Genomic DNA, 25,814 nt, shown 5'->3' with positions numbered 1-25,814 from the left:
GCCCGGTACGGTGAGGCGCATGCCCGACACCCCCACCGCGCCCGTGATCCTCGGCAACGAACCGGGCTCGTTCCCCCGCAGCGTGCTGGCCGAACGGCACCCCGCGATCATCCAGCAGGTCCGGGACGCCTTCCCGTACGACCCCGGGCAGCACCGCGCCCTCGACGCCCTCCTGAAGAACTGCACCGAGGGCACGATCGAACCGCTTCCTTCCGACGCCCCCGACCGTGACCGATGGGCGGCGTGGGGCACCGACACGTACGCCGGACACTCCTGGTACGACGTGCCCTGGCTCTGGTCCGAGAGCTACTTCTACCGCCAACTCCTCGACGCCGTCGGCTACTTCGGCCCCGGCGCCTGGCAGGGCATCGACCCGTTCCGCCCCTTCAAGCGCGCCGAACTCGACGCTCCCGAGACGGACGAGGAACTCACCGCACTCGACGAGCTGGCGACCAAGCCGCCCGCGGAGCGCGCCAACTCCCTTCTGCACGGCTCCCTTTGGGGCAACCGCGCGGACCTCGGCTTCCGTCTCTCGGCAGCCGGAGCGGAGTCGGCCTCGCAGGCCCCCGTCCCGGCCCTGGTGGCCGACGACAGCGAGGTGCTCTGGTCGCTCCTCCCCGGCACCGGCACCCTCTGCCTCGTCGCGGACAACGCCGGCCGCGAACTCATCCCCGATCTCCTGCTGTTGGCCCATCTCCTCGACGAGGGGCGCGTCGAGCGGGCGGTCCTGCACATCAAGCCGCACCCGTACTACGTCTCCGACGCCACGACCACCGACGTGGTCGACGCCCTGCACCGGCTGACCGCGGCGCCGGGTGCGGCGGCGACGTACGGCCGCCGCCTCTGGTCGGCCATGGCGGACGGCCGCCTCACCGTGCGCGCCCACCCCTTCTCCTGCGCCCCGCTGCCATACGCCGAGATGCCCGCCGACCTCCGCGCCGAGTTCGCCGCCGCCACCCTGACGATCGTCAAGGGTGACCTGAACTACCGTCGTCTGGTGGGTGATTGCCGCTGGGCCCCCACCACGCCGTTCGCCGACGTCACCGCGTACTTCCCGGGCCCGGTGGCCGCCCTGCGCACCCTCAAGTCCGATGTCATCACGGGCCTGGACTCCTCCACGGAGTCCGCGCTGGTCGCGGCGGAGGGGCAGCGCTGGCGTACGGGCGGCACGCACGCGCTGATCCAGGTGCGGGGGGTGTCCTCGGCGCCCGCCGTGTAGTTGGCTCGGTCGCTGAACGTTCTTGTCGGACGTGTCGTCGCACGAGGGGAGTACGACCGAGATGCGTATCGGAGTGGCACCGCACCGTCTGTGGCCCGACGGGGAGGGGGAGTTGGACCAGGTCCTCCAAACCGCCGTCAGGGCCGAGGAGTCGGGCCTCGACCATGTCTTCGCGAGCGGTCACGCGGTGGCCGGTGACCTGGGGGTGACCCCGGACCCGCTGGTCCTGCTGGCCGCGATCGCCGGGGCGACCCGGCGGATCGGGCTGGTCACCAGCATCCTGGTCCTGCCGCTGTACAACACGCTCGTCCTGGCCCACCAGACCGCCACCCTCGACCGGCTCTCCGGCGGCCGTTTCACCCTGGGCGTCGGCACCGGCTGGGACGCCGAGGAGTTCGCCGCCGTAGGCGTCCCGTTCGCGGGCCGGGGCCATCGGATGGACGAACAGCTCGCTGCGGTACGGCAGTTGTGGCGCGGCGAGGGCTCACCGCGGCTCGGGGTGCTGCCGCGCACCGAGGGCGGTCCGCCGGTGTGGATCGGCGGACAGAGCGACGCGGCACTGCGCCGGGCCCTGCGCTTCGGCGACGCGTGGCACGGCTCCGGGGTCGACGCGGAGGCGCTCACCGGGGTCCGGGCGCGGCTCGACGCGCTCGGCGACGAGGCGGACCGCGACCCGGGCACGCTGGAGCTGACGGCGGGTCTGTTCCTGGTGCCGCCCGGGTTCACCCCCGCGGTGAAGGTGCCGGGCCGGCCGCTGGGCGGGGCGGACGCGACGGCCGAGAGCGTCCGGGACGAGCTGGGCCGGTTGTCCGACGCAGGGCTCGTCTCCGCGTCCCTGTGGCTGCCGGTGGCCACGGAGGCGTTGCCGGACGCGCTCGCCTGGGTCGGCGAGGAACTCGTTCGGCGTTTTCCCTAGACGGCGGAGGAGGGGCGTCGGAGGAGGTGCGGGGGAGCGAACGTCACAGGACGCGGGAAAACGCATGGGTTCGCCGCTGATTCACGCGATGGTGTGATCATGTCCCCCGCCCGGGATGGCCGTTGAGAGCCGCGGGTAGGGCCCGGCCATGACCCAGCCGTTCGAACTCCCGCACTTCTACATGCCGTATCCCGCGCGCCTCAACCCGCATCTGGACGAGGCCCGCGCCCACTCCTCCACGTGGGCCCGCGAGATGGGCATGCTGGAGGGCTCCGGGATCTGGGAGCAGGCCGACCTCGACGCGCACGACTACGGCCTGCTCTGCGCCTACACCCACCCCGACTGCGACGGGCCCGCCCTGTCGCTGATCACCGACTGGTACGTGTGGGTGTTCTTCTTCGACGACCACTTCCTGGAGATCTTCAAGCGCAGCCAGGACCGCGCCGGCGGCAAGGCCTACCTGGACCGGCTGCCGCTGTTCATGCCGCTCGACCTCTCGACTCCCGTACCGGAGCCGGAGAATCCGGTCGAGGCGGGGCTCGCCGACCTGTGGGCGCGCACGGTGCCGTCGATGTCCGTCGAATGGCGCCGCCGCTTCGCCGTCGCCACCGAGCACCTGCTCAACGAGTCCCTGTGGGAGCTGTCCAACATCAACGAGGGGCGGGTCGCCAACCCCGTCGAGTACATCGAGATGCGCCGCAAGGTGGGCGGCGCGCCCTGGTCGGCCGGCCTGGTGGAGTACGCGACCGCCGAAGTCCCCGCGTCCGTGGCCGAGGAACGGCCGCTGCGGGTGCTGATGGAGACCTTCTCCGACGGCGTCCACCTGCGCAACGACCTCTTCTCCTACCAGCGGGAGGTCGAGGACGAGGGCGAGTTGAGCAACGGCGTGCTCGTCCTGGAGACCTTCTTCGGCTGCACCACCCAGGAGGCCGCCGACACCGTCAACGACGTCCTCACCTCCCGGCTCCACCAGTTCGAGCACACCGCGCTCACCGAAGTGCCCGCCGTGGCACTGGAGAAAGGTCTCACCCCCGACGAGGTCAGGGCGGTCGCCGCCTACGCCCAGGGCCTCCAGGACTGGCAGTCCGGCGGCCACGAATGGCACCTGCGCTCCAGCCGCTACATGAACGAAGGCGCCCTCGACAACTCGCCGTTGAACGGACCGACCGGCATCGGCACCTCCGCCGCCGACATCGGCGCCCTGCTCGCCGCGGCCGGCGCCGAACGGCTGCGCGCCTACACACACGTGCCCTTCCAGAAGGTCGGACCGTCCCAACTCCCCGACTTCTACATGCCGTTCCAGGTCGAACTCAGCCCGCACCTGGACGGCGCCCGGCACCGCCTCGTCGACTGGTCGCACGCCATGGGCATCCTGGAGGAGGGCGTCTGGGACGAGGAGAAACTCGCCGCCGCCGACCTCCCGCTCTGCTCCGCTGGCATCGACCCGGACGCCACCGAAGCGGCCCTCGACCTCAGCTCCCGCTGGCTCGCCTGGGGCACCTACGGCGACGACTACTACCCCCTCGTCTACGGCATCCGCGGCGACCTCGCCGCCGCCCGCGTCACCACGGCCCGCCTCTCGGACTGCATGCCCATCGAGGGACCGGCGGTCATCGTCCCGGTCAACGGCATGGAACGCGGACTCATCGACCTGTGGGCCCTCACCACCGCCGAGATGCCCCTGGACGACCGGCACACCCTGAAGACCGCGATCAACAAGATGACCGAGAGCTGGGTCTGGGAGCTGGCCAACCAGATCCAGCACCGCATCCCCGACCCGATCGACTACCTAGAGATGCGCCGCGCCACCTTCGGCTCCGACCTCACCCTCAGCATGTGCCGCATGGGCCACGGCCCGAAGGTCCCGCCCGAGGTCTACCGCACCGGCCCCGTCCGCGCCCTGGAGAACGCGGCCATCGACTACGCCTGCCTCCTCAACGACGTCTTCTCCTACCAGAAGGAGATCGAGTACGAGGGCGAGGTCCACAACGCCATCCTCGTCGTCCAGAACTTCTTCGGCATCGACTACCCGACCGCACTCGGCGTCGTCCACGACCTGATGACCCAGCGCATGCACCAGTTCGAACACGTCGCCGCGAACGAACTGCCCATCGTCTACGACGACTTCGACCTCTCGGACGAGGCACGCGAGATCATGCGGGGCTATGTGACCGACCTCCAGCACTGGATGGCGGGCATCCTGAACTGGCACCGCGAGGTCGACCGCTACAAGTCCACGTACCTGGCGAGGCGTTCACACGGCTTCGTCCCGGACCGGGTACCGGCGCTGCCCTTCAGCTGAGGTCCGTCACCGCAGGTCCCTGGGATCCCGGACCCGCTCCGCCACGTCCTCGGCGAGCTCTCGTACGGCCGTCGCGGCGGCCCCCGAGAGCTCGCCGCGTATCTCCTCGGCGGCGGCCAGGGCGGCGCGGGCCTCCTCGGGGAGATCCGCGTCGGCCAGGTCGCGCGCCAGGGCGTAGTGCTCCTCGGCGATGAACCGGCCGAGGTTCACGCCCTGCCAGTGCCGGAGGGAGTCGTCGGGGGCGGCCAGGGTCTCCCGCAGTGCCGCCAACGTCCGGCCTGCCTGCGCGAGTTGAGCTGTCCCGCGCTCCAGGCGGGCCTGTGTCTGCCGGGCCGAGACGCGGTCCCACGCCGTGTCCTGGAGGGCGGCGTACAGCCGCTGGGCGCGCAACGCCTGGGGGAGATCGCCCAGTTGCTCGAAGTCGTGGGCGAGCGAGGACAGGGGAGAGGTGTCCAGCGCCTTCGGCGCGTCCGGTCGCCGCAGCGTGCCCTGGTCCAGCTCGATCCCGTCGAGCATGCGGATCAGGGCGGCCCGGGCCAGCTCGGTCAGACCCTGGTCGGCGGCCAGGTCGGTCCACGTGTCCGACGGCTCGTCGGACGGGTCCGTGCCGAAGAAGACCTCGTCCAGACCGAGCGCCCACTCCCGCAGGGCGGCTCCGTCCGCGCCGGGCCGGGGCATCTCGCTCAGCCCGCACGCGGTGTCGAAGTCCGTCTTCCGCACCTCGTCCAGCAGCGGCAGATCCTCGGTGTCGCCACGCAGCCCCACCAGCACGGCGGCGAGCCGCAGTTCGTCCGTCATCGACGAGCCGGCCTCGTGGCGCAACAGATACCGCAGCAGCTCCAGATCACTGTCCGCGCGGTCGAACTGCACGGCCCGCAGGGCGAGTCGACGCCGTACGGGATCCTGCGTCATCGCGTCCCACACCGTGCGGTCGCCCGCCCGCAGGGCCGTGAGATCCGCCCGCCCCTGGGCGAGCACCGGCTCCCACAGCGGGGGACGGGGATGCCGGTCCAGGAGGTCGTAGGCGCAGCCCTCCTCGGCGTTGAGGAGCAGGAAGTCGGGCTCGGTGCGGAGCAGGGCGGTGTGCAGCATGCCGATCAGCTCGACCGGGGAACGCTCGGACAGGCCCAGGGCGGCGCGGAGTTGGGGCCTCGCCTCGTCGATGCCGTAGTCCTCGCGGAACTCCTCCTCCGTCTCCGCGACCCGGGCCAGGATCTTCTCCGGGCCGTCGGCCGGGGACAGGTCCAGATGGTCGCGCCAGCCCGGCAGACCGATCACGATCTCCAGCGCCTCGTCGACACTGGAGCCGATGATCCCGGCAGAGCCCTCGGAGTCGGCGTACAGCACGGACCCGTCCGCGCACACGAAGTACGTACCGCCCGCGCCGTCGCCCGCGACCGGGCGCAGCGGACCGCCCGAGGCCAGCCGGACCGGCTCGACGTGTTCGGCCCGGTCCAGGTCGAAGTCGAAGGGGAACGCGGCCAGTTCGGCGAGACGTGGGTGCTGTTGGAGCAGCCGCAGGGCGTGATCGGTCATGTCACAGAACGTAACAGCCGCCACTGACAACGGGCCCTGCCTACCGCGCACACCCGGCGGGGACGGGTCCGCGCGGCCGTGACGCCCGCCGCTTCCCGCTCCTGACCGTCGGTCAGTCTCACTCGTTCGTGGCACGTCGGGCGCCGGTGCGCCGGGTAGAGCATCTGCCGGAGGCGATCCATGGAACAGACTGCGTTGCGTCCCAAGCCGATGCCCGGTCAGGAACCCGGCGGCGGCACCAAGCCCGGCGCCGGCCGGCGCCCGCACGCCGCGCGGCGCCGCGGCCGACGGCTCGTGACCCTGCTGTTCGGCCTGTTCGTCGGGACCGTCCTGGTGCTGTCGGGGGTCGGACTCGGCACGGTCGGCGCCACGGTCATAGGCATGAGCAGACTCGCCGAGGCGCAGCGCCAGGCGGCCCGGCAACCGGCGCCGACGACCGCCCAGACCGGCCGGACCACGCCCTCGGTGAGCCCGTCGCCGTCGCCCACGCCCGCCGCCGCGACACTCGGCGTGGAGGCCGTGGACGCCGAGAAGGCGGGTGCCCTGGTCGTCGGCGTCCACATCCCAGGCCCCGGCTACACGGCAGGTCTGATCCGCGGCGACGTCCTGCTCACGTTCGGCGGCACCCGGGTCGACTCGGCCGCCGACCTCGCGCGCGCGGTCGCGCGTGCCCACCCGGGGGACGAGGTCACCATCACGGTGCGGCACCACAGCGGAGGCTTCCAGCAGTTCACCGTGGTCCCCGGGTACGTCGTCTGACCCGGCGTCGCGCGTCGCCCCGGAGGCGGCCCACGACGTGACGCGGACCGTCGGCGGGGACGGCCCCGAACGCGGTGCCGGGGCTTTCTGTCGCCCGGCCGGGTCCGGGAAGTCCCGCCGATCGGCTCGCGTGGCCCTCCGGGTCCGGGCAGGATGCTGACCGTAGCCCCGTTCCGTCCGTCCTCGGAGGCCTGAATGACCGGTAGCACGCCCGCGCCCTTCACCGCCGCCGACTACAGGGCCCGCATGGACCGTGCCGCGAAAGCCGCCGCCGACGCCGGTCTCGCGGGGCTCCTGGTCGCTCCGGGACCGGACCTGGTGTGGCTCACCGGCTACGCGCCCACCGCGATCACCGAACGGCTCACCGTCCTCGTCCTGGCCCCCGGCCGCTCCCCGGTCCTCGTCGTGCCCACCCTGGAGGCCCCCGACGCGGCCAAGGCGGCCGGCGCCGACGCCCTCACCCTGCGTGACTGGACCGACGGCAAGGACCCGTACGCCGCCACCGCCGCGCTCCTCGACGCGACGGGCCGCTTCGGCATCAGCGACAACGCCTGGTCCATGCACCTGCTCGGACTCCAGAAGACGCTGCCCGACACCACCTACGCCTCCCTCACCGACGCCCTGCCGATGCTGCGCGCGGTGAAGGACGTGGCGGAACTGGACCTCATGGCGGCCGCCGGAGCGGCCGCGGACGCAACGTACGAGGAGATCCGGAAGGTTCCCTTCGCCGGCCGCCGCGAGTCCGACGTCGGCGCCGATCTCGCCGATCTGCTGCGGCAGTTCGGCCACTCCCAGGTCGACTTCACGATCGTCGCCTCGGGCCCCAACGGAGCCAACCCGCACCACGAGGTCGGCGACCGGGTCATCCAGCAGGGCGACATGATCGTCCTCGACTTCGGCGGCCTCAAGGACGGCTACGGCTCCGACACCTCGCGCACGGTCCACGTCGGCGAACCCAGCGACGAGGAACAGCGCGTCCACGACCTCGTCCGCGAGGCCCAGGAGGCCGGTTTCCGCGCGGTGCGCCCCGGAGTCGCCTGCCAGGAGGTCGACCGCGCCGCCCGCGCGGTCATCGACGACGCCGGATACGGCCCCTACTTCATCCACCGCACCGGCCACGGCATCGGCGTCACCACGCACGAACCGCCGTACATGATCGAGGGCGAGGAACAGCCCCTCGTATCCGGGATGTGCTTCTCCGTGGAGCCCGGCATCTACCTGCCCGGCCGCTTCGGGGTACGCATCGAGGACATCGTCACGGTGACCGGGGACGGCGGCCGCCGGCTCAACAACACGGCCCGCGAGATGGCCCTGGTGGACTGACGACGACCAGGAGCCCCGACCCCCCGAACGGTAACGGCGCGACCATGACCCAGGCACCGACACCCACCGCGGACACCGTCCGCCAACTGGTCCGTTCCCTGCTCAAGGACGGTACGGCCGACGGTGCAGGACCCGAGATCCAGCCCGTCGCCGAGGGCGGCGAGCACGCCACCTGGTGGGTCGGCTCCCGCCATGTGCTGCGCCTCGCCCCGGACCGCGCGGCCACCCTGCGGCAACGCCGCGAACTGCGCCTGCGCGACCTCGTACGGCCGTATCTCCCCGTCGCGGTTCCGACGAGCGTGGCGCACGGCGAGTGGGCGCCCGGGCTCACCTACACGCTGGACACCAAGGTGCCCGGCCGGTCCGGCGAGGACCAGGACGTCTCCGCCGTCGGCGAGGCCGACCTGGCCGGGCTGCTCACCGGGCTGCGCGAGGTGCCCGCCCGGCAGGCCGAGTCGCTCGGGATCCCGCGCACCGCCCCGCGCTCCCTGGAGGCCCTGCGCCGCGCCGCCGAGCAGGCCGCCGAACGGCTCGCCGGCGCCGACGAGTTCGACGTCGCACGCCTCCACCAGCTCACCCAGCCCGGCGCGATCCAGCTCGCCGCGCAGCCCGGCACCGCGGTCCTCGTCCACCACGGCCTCAAGGGCGAACACCTCGTGGTCAGCGCCGACGGCCGGGTCCGCGGTGTCCTGGACTGGACCGACGCGACCCTCGGCGACCCAGCCGAGGACATCGCCGGACTCGCCCGGGCGGTCGGTTCCCCCGCCGCCGTACGCGCCGCCACCCTCGCCGGCTACGGAGCCCGCCCCTGCCTGCGGGGCCTCTGGCTGGCCCGCTGCGACACCGTCGTCCGCCTCGCCGACCACCTCAAGGGCCGCGACGCCGGACCCGTCCCGCTCCTCAGGACCCAACTGCGCCGCACCTGGGAGGCGATCCTGCTGGAGCGGGTGACGGAGCTGCGGGACGGGGGCGGAGGGGGCGGGGAGCTGTAGCGCGTAAACGCTTGCGCAAAGGCTTGCGCAAGCCTTTGCGCAAGCGTTTACGTCGGCCGTCCATAAACGTTTGCGCAAGCGTTTACGCCTGCACCAGCACCACACACGACTCCCCGGGCAGCCGGAGCAGCCCCTCCGCCCCCGGCGCCTCCACGGGCTCCCACGCGGCGAGGATCTGGGCGGGGCGGGTGCCCAGGGGGATCGCGGCCGGTTCCTTGCCGAGGTTCACGGCGACGCGTACGTCTCCGCGGCGCAGCGCGAGCCAGCGAGCGTCCTCGTCGTAGGCCACCTTCGTGTCGGTGAGGTCGGGATCGGTGAGGTCGGGCTGCTCGTGGCGGAGGGCGATCAGCCGGCGGTACCAGGCCAGCACGCGCGCGTGGGGCTCGTTCTCCGGCTCCGACCAGTCGAGGCAGGAGCGGTCGCGGGTCGCCGGGTCCTGGGGGTCGGGTACGTCCTCCGCCGCCCAGCCGTGCGACGTGAACTCCCGCCGCCTGCCCTGCCGTACGGCCTCCGCGAGGTCCGGGTCGGTGTGGTCGGTGAAGAACTGCCAGGGCGTGCCCGCCGCCCACTCCTCGCCCATGAACAGCATCGGCGTGAAGGGCCCGGTCAGCGTCAGCGCGGCGGCGCAGGCCAACAGCCCGGGGGAGAGGGAGGCCGAAAGACGGTCCCCCTGGGCGCGGTTGCCGATCTGGTCGTGGGTCTGGCTGTAGCCGAGCAGCCGGTGCGCGGCCACGCGCGTGCGGTCCAGCCGGCGGCCGTGATGACGGTCCCGGAAACTCGAATAGGTGCCGTCGTGGAAGTAGCCGACGGTCAGCGTCTTGGCGATCGCCGAGAGCGGGGCCCGCGCGAAGTCCGCGTAGTAGCCCTGCGATTCACCGGTCACCGCGGTGTGCAGGGCGTGGTGGAAGTCGTCGTTCCACTGGGCGTGCAGTCCGAAACCGCCCTCCGCGCGGGAGGTGACCACACGCGGGTCGTTCAGGTCGGACTCGGCGACCAGGAACAGCGGCCGGCCCGTGTCGGCGGCCAACGTGTCGACGGCGGCGGACAGTTCCTCCAGGAAGTGGCACGCGCGCGTGTCCTGCAGCGCGTGCACCGCGTCCAGCCGCAGCCCGTCGATCCGGTACTCGCGCAGCCAGGCCAGCGCGCTGCCCAGGAGGAACGCGCGCACCTCGTCCGAGCCGGGCGCGTCCAGGTTGACGGCGCTGCCCCAGGGGGTCTGGTGCGTGTCCGTGAAGTAGGGGCCGAACGCGGGCAGGTAGTTCCCGGACGGGCCGAGGTGGTTGTGCACCACGTCGAGGACGACACCCAGGCCCAGTTCGTGCGCCCGGTCGACGAACCGCTTGAGTCCCTCGGGGCCGCCGTAGGGCTCGTGCACCGCCCACAGCGAGACGCCCTCGTAGCCCCAGCCGTGGCGGCCGGGGAACGGGCACAGGGGCATCAACTCGACGTGGGTGACACCCAGTTCGACGAGATGGCCGAGCCGGCCGGCGGCCGCGTCCAGGGTGCCCTCGGGCGTGTACGTGCCGACGTGCAGCTCGTAGAGCACCGCTCCGGGCAGCGGGCGTCCGGACCACGCGGCACGCCACGCGTACCGCTCGTGGTCGACGACCGCGCTCAACCCGTCCGGGCCGTCCGGCTGCCGGCGCGAGCGCGGGTCGGGCAGGGGCGGGCCGTCGTCCACCGCGAACCCGTACCGCGTGCCGTCGCCCGCTTCCGCCTCCCCGCTCCACCACCCCACGCGCTCGGGATCGCGCTCCAACGCGCGCGTGGCGCCGTCGCAATGGAGCGTCACACGGTCTGCCTCTGGTGCCCACACCTCGAACTGCACGGACGGTTCCCCTTCGTCTGCTCACCGGGATGTAGCCCGTCCATCGTGCTTCAAACGAGATCAATGCGCTTTTGAATCCACCCCTTTGGCGCAGGTGTCGTCATCTTCGCGCGCGTGCGGGCGGTTTCCGCGTCTTCTGGACACCCGGGGTTCACTGCCCGACAATCACGAGCGTGACGTCGTCCTTCGAGTTCCACACGTACCCCGCGCGGATCTCCGACGCGGAGCGCGACAAGGCGCTCAAGGTTCTCCACGACGGCGTCGCCATGGGGCGGTTGTCCCACGACACGTTCATCCGGCGCATGGAGCTGGCGCTCGCCGCCCGCCGGTCCGAGGACCTCGTGCCGCTCACCGCCGACCTGCCCACCGAGAGCCGCCTCTCCAGGCTGCTGTTCGGCACCGTGGAGGCCGTCTCCGGCTTCACCGTGCGACTCCGGAGGGCCTGGCAGGCCGAGCGGCTCCCCAAGCTGCTGCTGCCCCACCCGGGCAACGGATATCCGCTGCGCATCGGCCGCGACCCCGCCAACGGGCTGCGCCTGACCCACGAGACGGTGTCCCGGGTGCACGCCGAACTCGGCCGCCAGGGCGGCTTGTGGGTCCTGCGCGACCTCGGCTCGACCAACGGCACGACGGTCAACGGCCGGCGGGTGATCGGCGCGGCCGTCGTCCGGGAGGGCGACCAGATCGGCTTCGGACAGATGGCGTTCCGGCTCGCCGTCACCTGAGCCCGAGCACGGCCCGAGCACACCGCGACCTCACCTCTGGCCTGGGCATTACCCGATGTGGCGATCACTGTGGCGATCATGGACGTGAGTGAAATCCCTTTCCGTCCGGCGGTGTTGACGTACCCCGCGCGCCGTGACTGACTGTGCGTACACCATGCACACCAGGTGAACCGACGGCACCACATTCGTGGAGGTGTGCCCTGCCGCCACTCCTCCGCTACCCGTCCGTGGACGAGTTGGCCGCCCAGGCCGCCGCGCTCGTCGCCCGCCGCCCCCAGGACGCCCGGCTGCGCCGCGTCGGCACCTCCCGCGCCGGTACGCCCCTGTGGCTGCTCTCCGTGGGCCACGGCAGCCGTCAGGCCCTCGTGGTCGCCGGACCGCACGCCAACGAGCCCGTGGGCGGCGCGACGGTGCTTCGGCTGGCCGAACGGGTCCTCGCCGACCCACGGTTGAGCGAGGGCGCCGACACCACCTGGAACCTGCTGCTGTGCCTCGACCCCGACGGCTCGCGCCGCAACGAGGGCTGGCTGCCCGGCCCGTACAGCCTCGGCCGGTACTTCCGGAACTTCTTCCGGCCCGGCTTCCTGGAGCAGCCCGAGTGGCTGCCGGACGGCGCGGCCGGGGCCCGACTCCCGGAGACGCGCGCCCTGTTGGAGATCCAGGACGAACTGAGACCGTTCCTCCAGTGCTCCCTGCACGGCGTCGACGTGGGCGGCGGCTTCGTGGAACTCACCCACGACCTCCCGGGCCTCGCCCGCCGCGTCGCCCACACCGCGGCCCGCCTCGGCATCCCGCGCGAACTCGGGCCCTACGACACCCTGTACTGGCCGAGCCTCGGCCCCGCCGTCTACCGCATCCCGCCACCGCGCCCGGGCGACCTCGCCGCGGCCATAACCGAGGCCGCCGTCGAGTCCACCTGGTACCACCCGCACCGCCACGGCACGGTGACCGCGGTCGTGGAGGCCCCGATGTGGGGCGTGGCCGGCGTCGAGAACAGCACACCGCCCACCGACGCGGACGCCTTCCTCCGCACGGTGAGCCACACCCTGCGCCACGACACCGGCATCCTGGAACAACTCCTCGAACGCATACGGCCGTTCGTGCAGGACGGGGTCGAGGAGGGGATGGGCGTCGGACTGCGGGACGCCTGGCCGCGGCCCGCCGCCGACCCGGTGGTACCGCCCGCGCGGGACACCGCCGACACGCGCCCCCGAACCCTCGTCGTGCCCGACGCGGCACGGCTGCTCGCGCCGGTCGACGACTATTTACTGGTGTGCCCCGGGCTCGCCGACGCGTGGGATCCCGATGTCGACACCGGCACCGTCCGCCCGTTGCCACCGCTCAACACCGCCCACCTGGCCGCCCTGCGCATCGCGGGGCGGCGGCTGGCGCTGCGGACGGCAGGGCTGCTGTACCAGCTCGTGGTCGCCTCCGGGCGTGATCCGGCCGGTGCGCTGCCGGAGTTGGACCGGCTGATCGACGAGTGGTGCGCCGACTACCGCGACGGCTGCGGGGCCCGCTGGATCTCGGTCGCGCGCCAGGTCGAGTACCAGTCGCGCGTTGTGCTCAGCGCGTTCGAACTGGCCCGGCGGCACGCGCCCGTGCGCTCCCGTTCGGGTGAGCCGGGCTGGGGTACGGGGACCGCGGTGCCGATGCACCGGGAATGACGTACACCTCGAAAGCGACCGTTCTCCGGAGTGCCCTGCTCGCGGCGGCACTTGTGCTCCCCGCCGCCGGACAGGCACCGGCCCAGGCGGCCGCTCCCCGCCACGGCGTCCAGGGCGACTGGCTCTATCTCACCGTCACCCGTGGCGACAGCCGGTCCAGTGACACGCGCGGGACCCTGCTTTTGTGCGACCCGCCCCAGGGGCACGCCCACGCGGCCGAGGCTTGTGCCGAACTGGGCGCGGTGGACGGGCACATCGACGCCATCCCGGCCAGGAGCGTCTTCTGCCCGATGATCTACGCGCCGGTCACCGCCCACGCGCGCGGGGAGTGGAAGGGGCGCCAGGTCGACTACACGGAGACGTTCTCGAACGGGTGCGTCATGGCGGCGCGCACGGGAGAGGTCTTCGCGCTCGGCACCTGAGGCGCGGGCCGAGCGACGGCGTCAGGCCGAGCGTTGGGCACGCGCGCGGGTGACGTCGCCGAATCCGCCCGCCTGTTCGCGCGCGTGCAGCGCCGCCGCCACGACCGTGCGGGACTGATGCTCGACCTGATGCTCCAGAGGCACCCAGCGGGCCCGGAAGCGTTCCGCGAAGGCGTCGCTCCAGGACGCCACGAGGTGTTCGAGCAGGGGCGCCGCACGGTCGTCCCGCTCCCGCAGGACCCGCAGCAGCATCGCCGCGGCCCGCAACGGCAGCCGGCGCCCGAACGCGTCCACACTGCCGACGTACGCCATCGTCGTGTCGGCCGGCGGTGTGTGCATCCAGTCCGCGGCCAGGCCGGGCACCAGTTCCAGCGCCCACTTCGCGGCCCGCAGCAGCGGCTCGTCGACGCCCTGGAGGCGCGGCAGCGCGTCGGCGAGCACCCACTCCACCTCCCGCGTGTCCCGCAGCAGACGCCGCGCCAGCCGCCGTATCGCCGCCGCCGGGGCGGGATGCGGTGCCGGGTCGTCCACCAGGTCGCTGGCCCACATCGGCACCTCCACGACCGCGGTCAGACCGCCGTAGCGGTGTGCGTGGTACCAGGTGCTGTGCCGGGCGTCGTCCGGCATGCTCGGGTACGCCGCGTCCGAACCGGGCGCCGGCATCACATGCACCCCGGGCCCAGAAGCGGGCCAGCCCGCCGCGTCCGAGGCGCCCGTCTCCACCGGGATGTGCAGCTCCGCCGCCGACTTGGCGAACGGCTCGGCCAGCCCCGGTATGTCCTTCGTCAACTGCACCCAGCTGCCGCCCAGATCGGTCCCGTGCAGGGTCACCTGGAGGTAGGGCCGCAGCTCGTCGATCACTCGGAGCAGGGCACGCGTCTCGGGCGGCAACCGGTCGGGCGGCAGCACCGAGGGCGACCACTCCGGCTGCTCCGGCCCGGCCGGACGGTAGAAGCCCAGGTGGTAGTCGAGCAGGCTGCGCGGTGCCGGCGTGACATGCAGGCTCGCCCCGTCCGGGTCCGCGCAGAGCAGGAAGTGCCAGGAGGTGTCCGACCTCAACTCCCGCTGCCGCACGACCCGTTCGGCGAGGGCGAGGAGGGTGGAGCCACCGGTCGGCTCGTTGGCGTGGGCGCCCGCGACCACCAGTACGGCGCGATGGGCGTGCCCCACGGACAGCAGATGCAGTGGCCTGCCCGCGCGGGAGACACCCACCTGCCTCAGCGTGCACAGGGCGGGCCGATGCGCGGCCAACGCCCTTGCGGACGAGATCAGTTCGGTCACACTGGGGTATCGCAACTCCGGCAGGAGACTCACCCCCGACTAGTCCGCCCCGGCCTTCGCAACGGCAGTACCCCACGGGCTCTGTGAACTGTCAAGAAGACCACGGGGGAGGCTACCGGGGGCGCCCAGGCGCATTTACCGGCAGCCGGTAGGGGAGTTGGTGCCAGCAGGGGGCCGGGGTTCTCCAGGGTCTCGCGGGCATCGGCGCCCACTACGGGTGACGTCCCTTTCGTGCACACGCGCGTACCCCCGCACCGAGAAACACCGACGTCGCCGTTCGTCACCGCACGCCCGCCGTCCGGCCCGCACCCCGGGTCCGTACGCGGGTGCGAGCCGGTGGCCGGGACGGTCCTACGGCGTGCGGCCGGGCCGCGTACGCCGTAGGACCACGTGCCGCCTGCATCACCCGTACGGCCGTACGGGGGCTGCGACCCGCGCGGTGCGGTGGTCGGCTGGGTGCATCCGCGTGTGTGCATGGCGCGGACCACCGGCCGCGCGTCCCTTCCACGGCGCGGGGCGGAGCGACTACCACGGGAGCCGACGGCGGTGCTGTGTCTCACGGACATCCTCGTCACGCGGACCGCGGGCACCCCGGCCCGTCCACCGGGGCCACCGAGCCTGCGGACGGCCGTACGGGACCCGTATCCGCTCTACCGCGTCCTCCGCACGCACTACCCGCTCGTGTACGACGAGCCCTTCGGCGCCTGGCTCGTCAGCCGCTACGACGACGTCCGCGCCGCGCTCGCCGACCCCCGGCTCGTCGCCCTGGCCGGCGATGCGCCACCCGAAGCGGCTCGGCTCCTCGACCGGGCGCTGCGCGGGCCAGCGCTGGCCGCCCTGACCGCCGCCGTCGAACGCGGCGCCCATGTCCTCGCCCGCCGGCTGGCCACGCGTGAAGAGGCCGACCTGGTGGCCGAGTTCTGCGACTGGCTGCCCACCGCCACGGCCGTGGCCGCGCTCGGACTTCCCTACGAGGAGACCGCGCGCGTGCACCGCTGGTGCCGCACGGGACTCGGGCACGCCGGGAGTGGCCGTCCCGAACTGGGCGCCTTCCTGCGCCCGTTGACGGCCCGGCGGCGCGCGCACCCGGGCGGTGACCTGCTGTCCGTCCTGTGCACCGCGCGGACCGACGAGACCGTCACGAAACTGGTGGGCACGCTGCTCGGCGCGGCGGGCGAGACCACCGCGCGGGCGCTCGCGTCGTTCCTCGCCAACCTCCTCGACCATCCGGGCCAGTTGGCGGTGCTCCGCGCCCGCCCCGAGCTCACGGCCGGCGCCTGGGCGGAGTCCCTGCGCCGCGATCCGCCGCTGCACGTCGTGCTGCGCCGGGCCGTCGAACCCGTCGGCGCGATCCCCGCCGGAGCCACCGTCGCCTGCCTGCTCGGCGCCGCCGGCCGCGACCCGGACCGCTTCACCGACCCCGACCGCTACGACGCCTTCCGCCCCGACCCCGGCCCGCTCGCCCACGGCACCGGGCGACACACCTCCTCCGACGCCCTGCTCGCCCGCCTCACGGCCGAACACGGCCTGCGGGCCCTGCTGGCCGCCCTGCCGGGCCTGCGCCGCGCAGAGGGCGCCCGGACGGCACCTGAGGACCTGGTCCGGCGCTCGCCCAAGATCCTCCGGGTCCACACCCGCTAGTGGCTCTCGTCCACCCGCTCCAGCAGCACCACCGGCAACTCCCCGAAAACGTCCTCCACGCGTGCGTGCCCCGTGAACTCCCGCTCCGGAGCCAGCACATCGGCCCACCGTCCCGGCGGCAACGGCAGCACCGTGTCGCGCCAGCCGCCCGCCTCCGCGAGCCGCGCCGACAGCCGGGTCACCGCGGTGACCACACTCCCCGAGCGCGCGAACGCCACACAGTGCGCCGCGGCCGGGCCCTGTGCCGTCAGCGGGGCGTACGTCGCCGCGTCCCCGAAGACCTCGGGGCGTCGGGCGCGCAGCCGTAGCGCGGCGGCCGTGAGCGCGCCCTTGGCGCCGGGACGCGGGGGCGGGAACGGTACGGGGCGGCGGTTGTCGGGGTCGACCAGGGCCCGGTACTCGGCCTCCGTGCCCTGGTAGAGGTCCGGTACGCCCGGCATCGTCAGCTGGACCAGCGCGGCGCCCAGCATGTTCGCCCGGATGTGCGGCTCCAGTGCCGTGCGCAACGCGGCCACGTGCTCGCCGGGCGCCCCGCACGGGCCCGCCGCGACGAACGCCGCCACCGTGTCCTCGTACGGCGGCTCCTGCTCCGTCCAGCTCGTGTACAGGCCCGCCTCGCGCACATGCTTCAGCAGCGCCTCCTGGACGCGCTCCGCGTCCGCCGGACCGAGCCCGAACACCGTCTGCCAGGCCGCCCACGCCAGCTGCGCGTCCGGCACGCCCTCCCCGGTGCGGGTCACCTCGGCCAGCACGTCCGCCCAGCGCCCCGGCACCTCGGTGAGCACGGCCAGCGCGGCCCGTACGTCGGCACTGCGCTTGGTGTCGTGGGTGGACAGCACGGTGCCCATGGCGGGCCAGTCGCGCTGCACGCGCGCGCAGTACGCGTGGAAGTCCTCCGGGGACACGGCGGGGTCGCCCGGGTTCCCGCCCACCTCGGTCGCCGACAGCAGCGGCACATAGCGGTAGAAGGCGGTGTCCTCCACGGACTTGGCCCGCAGCGCGGACGAGGTCTGCGCGAACCGCGTCCGGAACTCGACCTGCTCGGGCCCGTCCCCGTACCGCCCCAGCAGCAGCTCCCGTACGACGTCGACGGCGCCCGCCTCCTCCGCGACGACGAACGCCTGCCGGGCCTCGGCCGCCGCCTCCTCGGTGACGACGGCGCCGGTGTCGCCCGACGTGTACGGCCGGTAGACCTCCAGGCGGACCAGGAGCTCCCGCAGCGCGGTCCGCAGCGCCCAGGGGGCCCGGTCGCGCAGCGCGGGCTCCGGGGACGTGGCACAGAGGCGGGCCGCGACCCGGGTCAGCCGGTCCATCTCGGCGACCAGTTCGTGCGTGAGCACCTTGTACGCCGCCCGCCGCACCGTCGCCTCCCAGTGCCCGCCCCGGTCCGTCTGCGGGGCCGCGAACCTCCGGTACTGGCCCAGGAGTTCACCGGCGCCCGCCGGGTCCGTGAACAGCCCGTCGACCTGGCGCAGGGCGTCGTAGCCGGTGGTGCCCGCGACGGGCCAGGACGCCGGCAGGTGCTCCCCGTCCGCGAGGATCTTCTCGACGACCGTCCAGCGGCCCCCGGTCGCCTCGTGCAGCCGCTGGAGGTAGTCGTCCGGGTCGGCGAGGCCGTCGGGGTGGTCGACGCGCAGCCCGTCGACGACACCGTCGTCCAGCAGTTGCAGCATCTTCGCGTGCGTGGCGTCGAAGACCTCCGGGTCCTCGACGCGGACCCCGATCAGCTCCGAAATGCTGAAGAAGCGCCGGTAGTTGAGCTCGGTGCGGGCCAGCCGCCACCACACCGGGCGGTACCACTGCGCGTCCAGGAGCCGCGGCAGCGGCAGCTCCGCGGTGCCCGCACGCAGCGGGAACACGTGGTCGTAGTAGCGCAGGACGTCACCGTCGACCTTCAGGTGCTCCAGCTCGGCGCCGACCGGACCGCCCAGCACCGGCAGCAGCACCTGCCCGCCCTGCGCCTCCCAGTCGATGTCGAACCAGCGCGCGTACGGCGACTTGGGGCCCTCCCTGAGGACCTCCCACAGGGCGTGGTTGTGACGCGGGGCCATGGCCATGTGGTTCGGGACGATGTCCACCACGAGACCGAGACCGTGCTCCCGCGCGGTGCGCGCGAGGGCCCGCAGGCCGTCCTCGCCACCGAGTTCGTCCCGTACGCGCGCGTGGTCGACGACGTCGTAGCCGTGCGTCGAACCCGGCACCGACTCCAGGACGGGGGACAGGTGCAGGTGCGAGACGCCGAGCGACGCCAGGTACGGCACGGCCGACGCCGCCGCCGCGAACGGGAACTCGGGCTGCAGCTGCAGCCGGTAGGTGGCCGTGGGCACTGCCGGGTCGGGTCGCTCAGGTGTCATGCAGACCTACGTACCCGCCCGGCCGTCTTTCGTGTCATCGACTCCCGCTTCCGGTCCGCTGATCGGCCGACCGCGTGTCCGGCCGGCCGACCGTGCCCCGTCCCTCCGCCGCTCCTTCTAGGTGGGCCGTTGCAGCACCGTCATGCTGCGGTCCACCAGGGTCAGCCGGTCCCCGGCCTTCACCTTCGCGCCCGTGCCCGCCGGCACGCCCTCCGCGCGGCCCGTGTCGACGACCACCTGCCACTGGCGGCCGTGGTTGACCGGCACGACGAAGTCCAGCGTCTCCGGAGAGGCGTTGAACATCATCAGGAAGGAGTCGTCGGCGATGCGCTCCCCGCGCGGGCCGGGCTCCGAGATGGCGTTGCCGTTCAGGAACACCGACAGCGCGGACGCCTGCGCCGAGTCCCAGTCCCGTTGCGCCATCTCCTTGCCCTCCGGGGTGAACCAGGCGATGTCCGACAGCTCGTCGTGGGTGCCCTCCACGGGCCGCCCGTGGAAGAAGCGCCGACGGCGGAACACGGGATGCTCCTTGCGCAGCCACACCAACGCGCGCGTGAAGGCCGACATCCCGGACGCCTCGGCGTCGCCCTCGGGCCACTTCACCCAGGCCAGCTCGCTGTCCTGGCAGTAGGCGTTGTTGTTGCCCCTCTGGGTGCGCGCGAACTCATCCCCGTGGCTGATCATCGGCACGCCCTGGGACAGCATCAGGGTGGCGACGAAGTTGCGCATCTGGCGTGCGCGCAGCTCCAGGACGGCCGGGTCGTCGGTGTCGCCCTCGGCACCGCAGTTCCAGGACCTGTTGTGGCTCTCGCCGTCCCGGTTGTCCTCGCCGTTGGCCTGGTTGTACTTGTCGTTGTACGACACCAGGTCGTTCAGGGTGAACCCGTCGTGGCAGGTCACGAAGTTGATGGACGCCAGGGGACGACGGCCGTCGTCCTGGTAGAGGTCGGACGAGCCGGTCAGCCGGGACGCGAACTCCGCGAGCGCGCGCCCCTCGCCCCGCCACATGTCCCGCACGGTGTCGCGGTACTTGCCGTTCCACTCGGTCCACAGCGGCGGGAAGTTGCCCACCTGGTAGCCGCCCTCGCCGACGTCCCAGGGCTCCGCGATCAGCTTCACCTGGGAGACCACCGGGTCCTGCTGCACCAGGTCGAAGAACGACGACAGCCGGTCCACCTCGTGGAACTGCCGTGCCAGGGTGGCCGCGAGGTCGAAGCGGAACCCGTCGACGTGCATCTCGGTGACCCAGTAGCGCAGCGAGTCCATGATCAGCTGGAGCACGTGCGGGGACCGCATGAGCAGCGAGTTGCCCGTCCCCGTGGTGTCCATGTAGTAGCGGGGGTCCTCCGTCAGCCGGTAGTACGAGGGGTTGTCGAGGCCCCTGAAGGACAGCGTCGGCCCCAGGTGGTTGCCCTCGGCGGTGTGGTTGTAGACGACGTCCAGGATGACCTCGATGCCGGCCTCGTGCAGCGCCCGCACCGCCGACTTGAACTCCAGGACCTGCTGGCCGCGGTCGCCCCAGGAGGCGTACGCGTTGTGCGGGGCGAAGAAACCGATCGTGTTGTAGCCCCAGTAGTTGTTCAGCCCCATGTCGACCAGCCGGTGGTCGTTCACGAACTGGTGCACCGGCATCAGCTCCAGGGCGGTCACCCCCAGCTCCACCAGGTGCTCGATGACCGCCGGATGCGCGAGCGCTGCGTAGGTGCCGCGCAGCTCGTCCGGCAGCCCCGGGTGCTGCATCGTCAGGCCCTTGACGTGGGCCTCGTAGAGCACTGTCTCGTGGTATCCGTGCCGGGGCAGCCGGTCGTCGCCCCAGTCGAAGTACGGGTTGACCACGACCGACGTCATGGTGTGCGGCGCCGAGTCCAGGTCGTTGCGCTTGTCGGGCGCGTCGAAGTGGTAGCCGTACACCTCCTCGCCCCAGGCGATCGATCCGCTGACCGCCTTCGCGTACGGGTCGAGCAGCAGCTTCGCGGAGTTGCACCGCTGGCCGCGCTCGGGGGCGTACGGGCCGTGCGCGCGGAAGCCGTAGCGCTGTCCGGGCATGATGCCGGGCACGTACGCGTGCCGCACGAACGCGTCGCTCTCGCGGAGTTCCACCGCCGTCTCCGAGCCGTCGTCGTGCAGCAGACACAGCTCTACTCGGTCCGCGGCCTCGGTGAAGACCGCGAAGTTGGTGCCGGCGCCGTCGTACGTGGCACCGAGTGGATACGCCTCTCCAGGCCAGACCTGCATGGTCACGACTCTTTCAGCCGGGCCCCGCCACCGGGGCGCCTTGGCCATGAGTCTCCCCGAAAGTGAGGGAACCACCTATGACTTACGTCCCTCTTACCAAATGACCGGTGGATACGACGTATGCCGTATCCCGAACCAAGCGGGACACACACCACTCCCGGCGGTCCAGGGAAGGACCCAGGGGGAGTAGGGGGAAAAGTGCGAAGGACAGTGCACCGCCACCTGGGCAAAGTGGTGGCGGGTACGGCCATAGCGGTGGCCGGGACCGCCGTGATGGTCGCCGTCACCCTGCCGGGCACGGCGGGGGCCGACGAGTCGGGCGGCACCGGAAAGGCGGCCGGGTCCGCCCAGCAGCAGGCGGCGGCGGACGGGCAGGGCGCGGCACCCGGTGTCGTGCAACAGGCCCCCGTCGAGGGCGAGAAGGGCACGGGCCGCGACCCGCTCACCGACGACGAGACCAAGCGCGTCGAGCAGATCGCGGTGAACCAGCAGCTGCTCAACTCCAGTGAGAACGTGGAAGGCAAGCGCGGCCCGCAGCGCCTCGACGTGGAACTCGCCGCCCCCGGGACCAGCGAGCTGGACAACCCGGACGCACCCCGCCGCGCGGACGTGACGTTCTACGACTACAAGGACGACACGGTCGTCACCAAGACCGTCAACCTCGACACCGGCAAGGTCGAGCAGACCGGTACCCAGCACGGAGTGCAGCCGCCGGCGAGCCATGCCGAGGACGTCGAGGCGGCCGAGCTGCTGCTCGCCAGCCCGCTCGGCGCGGGCCTGAAGGCGGACTACAAGGACGCCACCGGCAACGAACTCACCTCGCCCGACCAGCTGTTGCTCACCGCCATGATCTACAAGGCCACTCCGGGGGCGCAGTCCGGCGTCCTCGACCAGTGCGGCGACCACCGCTGCGTGCGGCTGTTCCCGAAGGTCAAGAACGGGCCGTGGATCGACGCCCGTGACTTCGTCATCGACCTGAGCGCCCGCAAGGTCGGCAAGCTCGTCGGCTGAACCGACCGCGCCCACCGCGCAGTTCTTCGTCCACTGTCCCAACTTGCTTCTCCTGTAAGGGAGTCACTTCTTCATGCGCGTCAACAGAATCAGCCGTGCCCGCAGGCGGGGGGCCGTCGGGCTCGCCCTCGCCACCCTGGCCGCCGGTGCCACGGCCGGCGCGGGACCGGCCGCCGCCCAGCCGAAGGCCGCCCCGGCCGCCGCCGCACCCGGTTGCAGCGCCGCCTACACCATCGAGCAGAAGCTCTCCACCGGCACCACCTGGCGGATGTGCTGGCACTACGAGCGCGAGGCCGGCCTCGTCCTGGAGAACATCTCCTACCAGCCGCCCGGCCAGGCCACCCCCATCAAGGTGCTCGCCAACGCGAAGCTCGCCCAGATCCATGTCCCGTACGACGACGGCAAGAACGAGTACAGCGACCTCACCCAGTACGGCTTCGGCACGGGCCTGATGAACATGCAGCCCGGCGAGTGCCCCGGCGGCACCATCAAGACCGTCAAGGTCCCCGACGCCCAGGACCCGGCCCACCCGAACGTCAAGGGCCTCTGTACGACGACCCGTTCGCGCGGCCACGCCTTCCGGATGCAGGGCGACAGCGCCAACAAGGTCTTCCAGACCCAGGGCAAGGACTTCCTCGTCTACACGGTCAACCAGGTCGGCTGGTACGAGTACATCACCGAGTGGCGGTTCCAGGACGACGGCACCATCAACATGAACGTCGGTGCCACCGGCAGCCTTTCGCCCTACGACTACGACGCGGGCGACGGCCGCGGCTGGCCGCTCGGCAAGGGCGCCAAGGCGTACGCGACGAGCCACCAGCACGACGTCTTCTGGAAGTTGGACTTCGCCCTCGACGGCTCCTCCAAGGGCCGGATCGAGCAGTACGACTCCAAGGTCACCCCGCGCGGCGCCAACACCCCCACCAACAAGACCACGTTGACCAAGGTCACCAAGGAACTCGCGGGCGACGCCAAGAACATGCGCTGGTGGCGCGTCGTCAGCGCGACCGGCAAGAACAAGGACAACCACGCCCGGTCCTACGAGATAGTCCCCGGCGTCAGCACCAAGTACCCGGGCCGCAGCTTCACCACGCACGACGTGTACTTCACCGAGTACAACAAGTGCGAGCAGTTCGCCAGCGACAACCTGCCCAACTGCGGTGCGGGGCACCCGAAGCAGGTCGACAAGTGGGTCAACGGACAGACCCTCACGCACCCCGTGGTCTGGGTGAACGTCGGCTTCCACCACATCGCCCGTGACGAGGACCAGCAGCCGATGCCGGTCCACTGGCAGGGATTCTCGATCGCTCCGCGCGACGTCACCGCTATGAACCCGCTCACTCCGCCGGCGCTCGCGAACCAGAACGGCAATGTGAACGGCGGAAGTTGAGAAACGACCCTGTCCATCCGGCTGCACCGCCGACCGGTCCCGGAGTACCCTTCCTTGATCGTTGAGACTGGGGAGAGCTCGGGGGAGCGGAAGGCGGTGCACGGGTGGGCTCGGGAGGGCTGGAGTTGCCCCCTGGTGACGAGGGTCACGAGGGGAACTCCGCAGAAGTCCCGCCCGGCGCGGTGTCCCTGGCACGTCCGATGGACGCGGCTGGTTCCATCGGTCCGGAGCTGGACTGGGACGCCGACGCCTGGCGCGAGGTGCGTACGCGCGCCCAGCGAGCCGGCCGCGCCTACATCTGGCTGAACCTGGTCGAGCAGCGGCTGCGCGCCGTCGTGGCCGCCGTACTGCGTCCTATCTACGAACCCGTCCACGGCGACGACTGGGTGGTCGCCGCGGCCGGGCCGGCCGGCCAGGAGTGGGTGCAGCGCGCGGTCGCCGTACGCGAAGTCAGCCGCCGCAAGGGCTACTTGCTCGACCCGGCCGACGACAACGTCATCAGCTTCCTGACGTTGCCGCAGCTGCGCGAGCTGATGGTGCAGCACTGGCCGTGCTTCGAGCCGTACTTCGACGAGCGCCGGGACGTCGAACTCGCCCTGGATGAACTGGAAGTGACCCGCAACGTCGTCTCCCGCAACCGCGCCCTGTCCGAGGCCGTCCTCAACCAGGCCGAGCGGGCCTCCGCGAAACTCCTGGAGACCCTCGGCGCCGGCAGCGACGTGCCCTCGGCGCGCCGGCTGCCCGTCGACGCGGTCGAGGAACTGATCGGCGACCGGTTCGCGGACGTGGTCGCCGTACACCCCGACCGGGTGCGGCTGATGCGGCAGTTCCCGGCCGAGGACATCTTCGGCGGGGCCCGCCGGGTCGACGCCATCGGCATCGGCCTCAACCTGCTCGTGCAGAACTTCTCCGGCCGCCGGTTGGTCCGCCTCGCCGAGTCGGGCTGCCGGACGCGGCTGCTCTTCCTCAACCCCGCCTCCAGCGCGGTGAAGCGGCGCGAGCGTGAACTCGGCATCAAGCGGGGCGAGTTGAGCCGCGCCGTCGAGATGAACATCCTGCACATGCGGCGGGTGCGGTCCCGGCTGCGCGACCCGGCGGCCTTCGAGATCCAGGTCTTCGACGAGACGCCCCGCTTCACGGCGTACCTCGTCGACGGCGACGGCTCGGACGGCATAGCCGTCGTGCAGTCCTATCTGCGCCGGAGCCGCGGCATGGAGGCGCCGGTGCTGGTGCTGCGGAACGGCAGCCGGCTGGTCAAGTCCGACGAAATGGATGACAGCGCACTTTTCCCCACCTACCGCGATGAGTTCGAGCAGATGTGGGCGGATTCGCGACCGGTGTCCTGACCTGTCCCACGGCCCGCTCCGGCGCCAAGCGGAACGCGGCCATCGGATTGTCAGTGGCTCATGCGATCGTGGAGACCACTGGGGGAAAGCACCACCGAGAAGGGGGGCCGTCATGGCCTGGCACCAGGAGCTGCTCATCGGCTTCGACCTGGAGACGACGGGGACCGAGCCGCGCGAGGCGCGCATCGTCACCGGCGCGGTCATCGAGGTCAGGGGCGGACGGCCGATGGGCCGCCGGGAGTGGCTGGCCGATCCGGGCGTGGAGATCCCGGCGGACGCCGTCGCGGTACACGGCATCACGAACGAACGGGCCACGGCCGAGGGCCGCCCGGCCGACCAGGTCGCCGAGTCGATCGCGGACGTCCTCGCGACGTACTGGAAGTCGGGCGTCCCCGTCGTCGCCTACAACGCGGCCTTCGACCTGACCCTGCTCTCCGCCGAGCTGCGCCGGCACGGACTGCCGTCCCTGCGCGACCGCCTGGGCGGCACCGAGCCCGCCCCGGTCATCGACCCGTACACGATCGACCGCTCCGTGGACCGCTACCGCCGCGGCAAGCGCAACCTCGAAGCGGTCTGCCAGGAGTACGGCGTGGTCCTCGACTCCGCGCACGACGCCTCGGCCGACGCCCTCGCCGCCGCCCGGCTGGCCGGCGCGATAGCCGACCGCCACCCCAAGGTCGCGGCCCTCGGCCCGGCGGAACTGCACCGCCGCCAGATCGAGTGGTACGCGGAATGGGCGGCGGACTTCCAGAGCTTCCTGCGCCGCAAGGGCGACCAGGACGCGGTGATCGACGGCACGTGGCCGCTGCGCGAGCTGGAGGACGAGACAGTCTGACCCGGCGAGCTCCGAAAGCGCCCCGAGGGGAA

General features: G+C 72.2%; 19 protein-coding genes. 14 read left to right on the top strand and 5 right to left on the bottom strand.

Annotation, left to right across the window (positions count from 1 at the left end; all coding sequences use genetic code 11):
• Positions 1 to 19: 19 nt before the first annotated feature.
• The 3 genes from OG714_RS13370 to cyc2 all read left to right on the top strand — a co-directional run bounded on the left by OG714_RS13370 (position 20) and on the right by cyc2 (position 4,437).
• Positions 20 to 1,219 (top strand): damage-control phosphatase ARMT1 family protein, encoded by a 1,200-nt coding sequence (locus OG714_RS13370; RefSeq protein ID WP_406120803.1) that lies wholly within the window; start codon positions 20 to 22, stop codon positions 1,217 to 1,219.
• A 61-nt stretch (positions 1,220 to 1,280) separates the two neighbouring features.
• Positions 1,281 to 2,135, top strand: coding sequence for a TIGR03619 family F420-dependent LLM class oxidoreductase (locus tag OG714_RS13365; protein ID WP_406120801.1), 855 nt, complete (start codon positions 1,281 to 1,283; stop codon positions 2,133 to 2,135).
• 148 nt (positions 2,136 to 2,283) lie between these two features.
• Positions 2,284 to 4,437, top strand: coding sequence for a germacradienol/geosmin synthase Cyc2 (cyc2, locus tag OG714_RS13360; RefSeq protein ID WP_406120799.1), 2,154 nt, complete (start codon positions 2,284 to 2,286; stop codon positions 4,435 to 4,437).
• A 6-nt stretch (positions 4,438 to 4,443) separates the two neighbouring features.
• Here cyc2 and OG714_RS13355 read toward each other — a convergent pair whose 3' ends face one another.
• Positions 4,444 to 5,973, bottom strand: coding sequence for a hypothetical protein (locus tag OG714_RS13355; RefSeq protein WP_406120797.1), 1,530 nt, complete (start codon positions 5,971 to 5,973; stop codon positions 4,444 to 4,446).
• A gap of 180 nt (positions 5,974 to 6,153) precedes the next feature.
• On the opposite strand from OG714_RS13355, the gene OG714_RS13350 reads away from it, so the two are divergent.
• The 3 genes from OG714_RS13350 (at position 6,154) to OG714_RS13340 (ending at position 9,047) form a co-directional block, all read left to right on the top strand.
• Entirely contained in the window at positions 6,154 to 6,732 is a 579-nt protein-coding gene (locus OG714_RS13350) for a PDZ domain-containing protein (protein WP_406120795.1), read from the top strand.
• Between the two features lie 195 nt (positions 6,733 to 6,927).
• A complete protein-coding gene (locus OG714_RS13345) occupies positions 6,928 to 8,055 on the top strand; it encodes a M24 family metallopeptidase (protein WP_406120793.1) in 1,128 nt (375 codons plus the stop codon).
• Between the two features lie 44 nt (positions 8,056 to 8,099).
• A complete protein-coding gene (locus OG714_RS13340; protein ID WP_406120791.1) occupies positions 8,100 to 9,047 on the top strand; it encodes a phosphotransferase family protein in 948 nt (315 codons plus the stop codon).
• Between the two features lie 82 nt (positions 9,048 to 9,129).
• Here OG714_RS13340 and treZ read toward each other — a convergent pair whose 3' ends face one another.
• Positions 9,130 to 10,875, bottom strand: a complete 1,746-nt coding sequence (gene treZ / locus OG714_RS13335) for a malto-oligosyltrehalose trehalohydrolase (protein WP_406120790.1) — start codon at positions 10,873 to 10,875, stop codon at positions 9,130 to 9,132.
• A gap of 173 nt (positions 10,876 to 11,048) precedes the next feature.
• Here treZ and OG714_RS13330 point away from each other — a divergent pair, with 173 nt between their 5' ends.
• The 3 genes from OG714_RS13330 (at position 11,049) to OG714_RS13320 (ending at position 13,689) form a co-directional block, all read left to right on the top strand.
• Positions 11,049 to 11,600 carry an FHA domain-containing protein gene (locus OG714_RS13330; RefSeq protein WP_406120789.1) on the top strand — a complete coding sequence of 184 codons (552 nt, stop codon included), beginning with the start codon at positions 11,049 to 11,051 and terminating at the stop codon, positions 11,598 to 11,600.
• Between the two features lie 227 nt (positions 11,601 to 11,827).
• Entirely contained in the window at positions 11,828 to 13,267 is a 1,440-nt protein-coding gene (locus tag OG714_RS13325) for a M14 family zinc carboxypeptidase (protein ID WP_406120787.1), read from the top strand.
• Positions 13,264 to 13,689 (top strand): SSI family serine proteinase inhibitor, encoded by a 426-nt coding sequence (locus tag OG714_RS13320; RefSeq protein ID WP_406120785.1) that lies wholly within the window; start codon positions 13,264 to 13,266, stop codon positions 13,687 to 13,689. The genes OG714_RS13325 and OG714_RS13320 overlap by 4 nt, the downstream gene beginning before the upstream one ends.
• 21 nt (positions 13,690 to 13,710) lie before the next feature.
• Here OG714_RS13320 and OG714_RS13315 read toward each other — a convergent pair whose 3' ends face one another.
• The gene (locus tag OG714_RS13315) at positions 13,711 to 15,003 is read right to left on the bottom strand and encodes a M14 family zinc carboxypeptidase (protein ID WP_406120784.1); all 1,293 of its coding nucleotides are present in this window, start codon (positions 15,001 to 15,003) and stop codon (positions 13,711 to 13,713) included.
• Between the two features lie 441 nt (positions 15,004 to 15,444).
• Here OG714_RS13315 and OG714_RS13310 point away from each other — a divergent pair, with 441 nt between their 5' ends.
• Positions 15,445 to 16,611 carry a cytochrome P450 gene (locus OG714_RS13310; protein ID WP_406120782.1) on the top strand — a complete coding sequence of 389 codons (1,167 nt, stop codon included), beginning with the start codon at positions 15,445 to 15,447 and terminating at the stop codon, positions 16,609 to 16,611.
• Here the strand turns inward: OG714_RS13310 and treY are convergent.
• Positions 16,608 to 18,965, bottom strand: coding sequence for a malto-oligosyltrehalose synthase (gene treY, locus OG714_RS13305; RefSeq protein ID WP_406120780.1), 2,358 nt, complete (start codon positions 18,963 to 18,965; stop codon positions 16,608 to 16,610). The genes OG714_RS13310 and treY overlap by 4 nt on opposite strands.
• 117 nt (positions 18,966 to 19,082) lie before the next feature.
• Entirely contained in the window at positions 19,083 to 21,200 is a 2,118-nt protein-coding gene (glgX, locus tag OG714_RS13300; RefSeq protein ID WP_406120778.1) for a glycogen debranching protein GlgX, read from the bottom strand.
• A 198-nt stretch (positions 21,201 to 21,398) separates the two neighbouring features.
• Here glgX and OG714_RS13295 point away from each other — a divergent pair, with 198 nt between their 5' ends.
• The 4 genes from OG714_RS13295 to OG714_RS13280 all read left to right on the top strand — a co-directional run bounded on the left by OG714_RS13295 (position 21,399) and on the right by OG714_RS13280 (position 25,782).
• Positions 21,399 to 22,211 carry a Tat pathway signal sequence domain protein gene (locus OG714_RS13295; protein ID WP_406120776.1) on the top strand — a complete coding sequence of 271 codons (813 nt, stop codon included), beginning with the start codon at positions 21,399 to 21,401 and terminating at the stop codon, positions 22,209 to 22,211.
• A gap of 73 nt (positions 22,212 to 22,284) precedes the next feature.
• Positions 22,285 to 23,601 (top strand): copper amine oxidase, encoded by a 1,317-nt coding sequence (locus tag OG714_RS13290; RefSeq protein WP_406120774.1) that lies wholly within the window; start codon positions 22,285 to 22,287, stop codon positions 23,599 to 23,601.
• Between the two features lie 104 nt (positions 23,602 to 23,705).
• Entirely contained in the window at positions 23,706 to 24,947 is a 1,242-nt protein-coding gene (locus OG714_RS13285; protein ID WP_406120772.1) for an SAV2148 family HEPN domain-containing protein, read from the top strand.
• A 112-nt stretch (positions 24,948 to 25,059) separates the two neighbouring features.
• On the top strand, positions 25,060 to 25,782 hold the full coding sequence (locus OG714_RS13280; RefSeq protein WP_406120770.1) for a 3'-5' exonuclease: 723 nt from the start codon (positions 25,060 to 25,062) through the stop codon (positions 25,780 to 25,782).
• Positions 25,783 to 25,814: the final 32 nt, after the last annotated feature.

Source organism: Streptomyces sp. NBC_00989 (assembly GCF_045162655.1).
Classification (GTDB): domain Bacteria; phylum Actinomycetota; class Actinomycetes; order Streptomycetales; family Streptomycetaceae; genus Streptomyces.
This window is presented reverse-complemented; position numbering and strand designations above follow the sequence as displayed.

What these genes read in the sequence shown, in the direction of transcription:
- OG714_RS13370 (WP_406120803.1), top strand. Translation starts at nt 20, where the DNA reads ATGCCCGACACCCCCACCGCGCCCGTGATCCTCGGCAACGAACCGGGC.
- OG714_RS13365 (WP_406120801.1), top strand. Translation starts at nt 1,281, where the DNA reads ATGCGTATCGGAGTGGCACCGCACCGTCTGTGGCCCGACGGGGAGGGG.
- cyc2 (WP_406120799.1), top strand. Translation starts at nt 2,284, where the DNA reads ATGACCCAGCCGTTCGAACTCCCGCACTTCTACATGCCGTATCCCGCG.
- OG714_RS13355 (WP_406120797.1), bottom strand. Translation starts at nt 5,973, where the DNA reads ATGACCGATCACGCCCTGCGGCTGCTCCAACAGCACCCACGTCTCGCC.
- OG714_RS13350 (WP_406120795.1), top strand. Translation starts at nt 6,154, where the DNA reads ATGGAACAGACTGCGTTGCGTCCCAAGCCGATGCCCGGTCAGGAACCC.
- OG714_RS13345 (WP_406120793.1), top strand. Translation starts at nt 6,928, where the DNA reads ATGACCGGTAGCACGCCCGCGCCCTTCACCGCCGCCGACTACAGGGCC.
- OG714_RS13340 (WP_406120791.1), top strand. Translation starts at nt 8,100, where the DNA reads ATGACCCAGGCACCGACACCCACCGCGGACACCGTCCGCCAACTGGTC.
- OG714_RS13320 (WP_406120785.1), top strand. Translation starts at nt 13,264, where the DNA reads ATGACGTACACCTCGAAAGCGACCGTTCTCCGGAGTGCCCTGCTCGCG.
- OG714_RS13310 (WP_406120782.1), top strand. Translation starts at nt 15,445, where the DNA reads ATGGCGCGGACCACCGGCCGCGCGTCCCTTCCACGGCGCGGGGCGGAG.
- treY (WP_406120780.1), bottom strand. Translation starts at nt 18,965, where the DNA reads ATGACACCTGAGCGACCCGACCCGGCAGTGCCCACGGCCACCTACCGG.
- glgX (WP_406120778.1), bottom strand. Translation starts at nt 21,200, where the DNA reads ATGCAGGTCTGGCCTGGAGAGGCGTATCCACTCGGTGCCACGTACGAC.
- OG714_RS13290 (WP_406120774.1), top strand. Translation starts at nt 22,285, where the DNA reads ATGCGCGTCAACAGAATCAGCCGTGCCCGCAGGCGGGGGGCCGTCGGG.
- OG714_RS13280 (WP_406120770.1), top strand. Translation starts at nt 25,060, where the DNA reads ATGGCCTGGCACCAGGAGCTGCTCATCGGCTTCGACCTGGAGACGACG.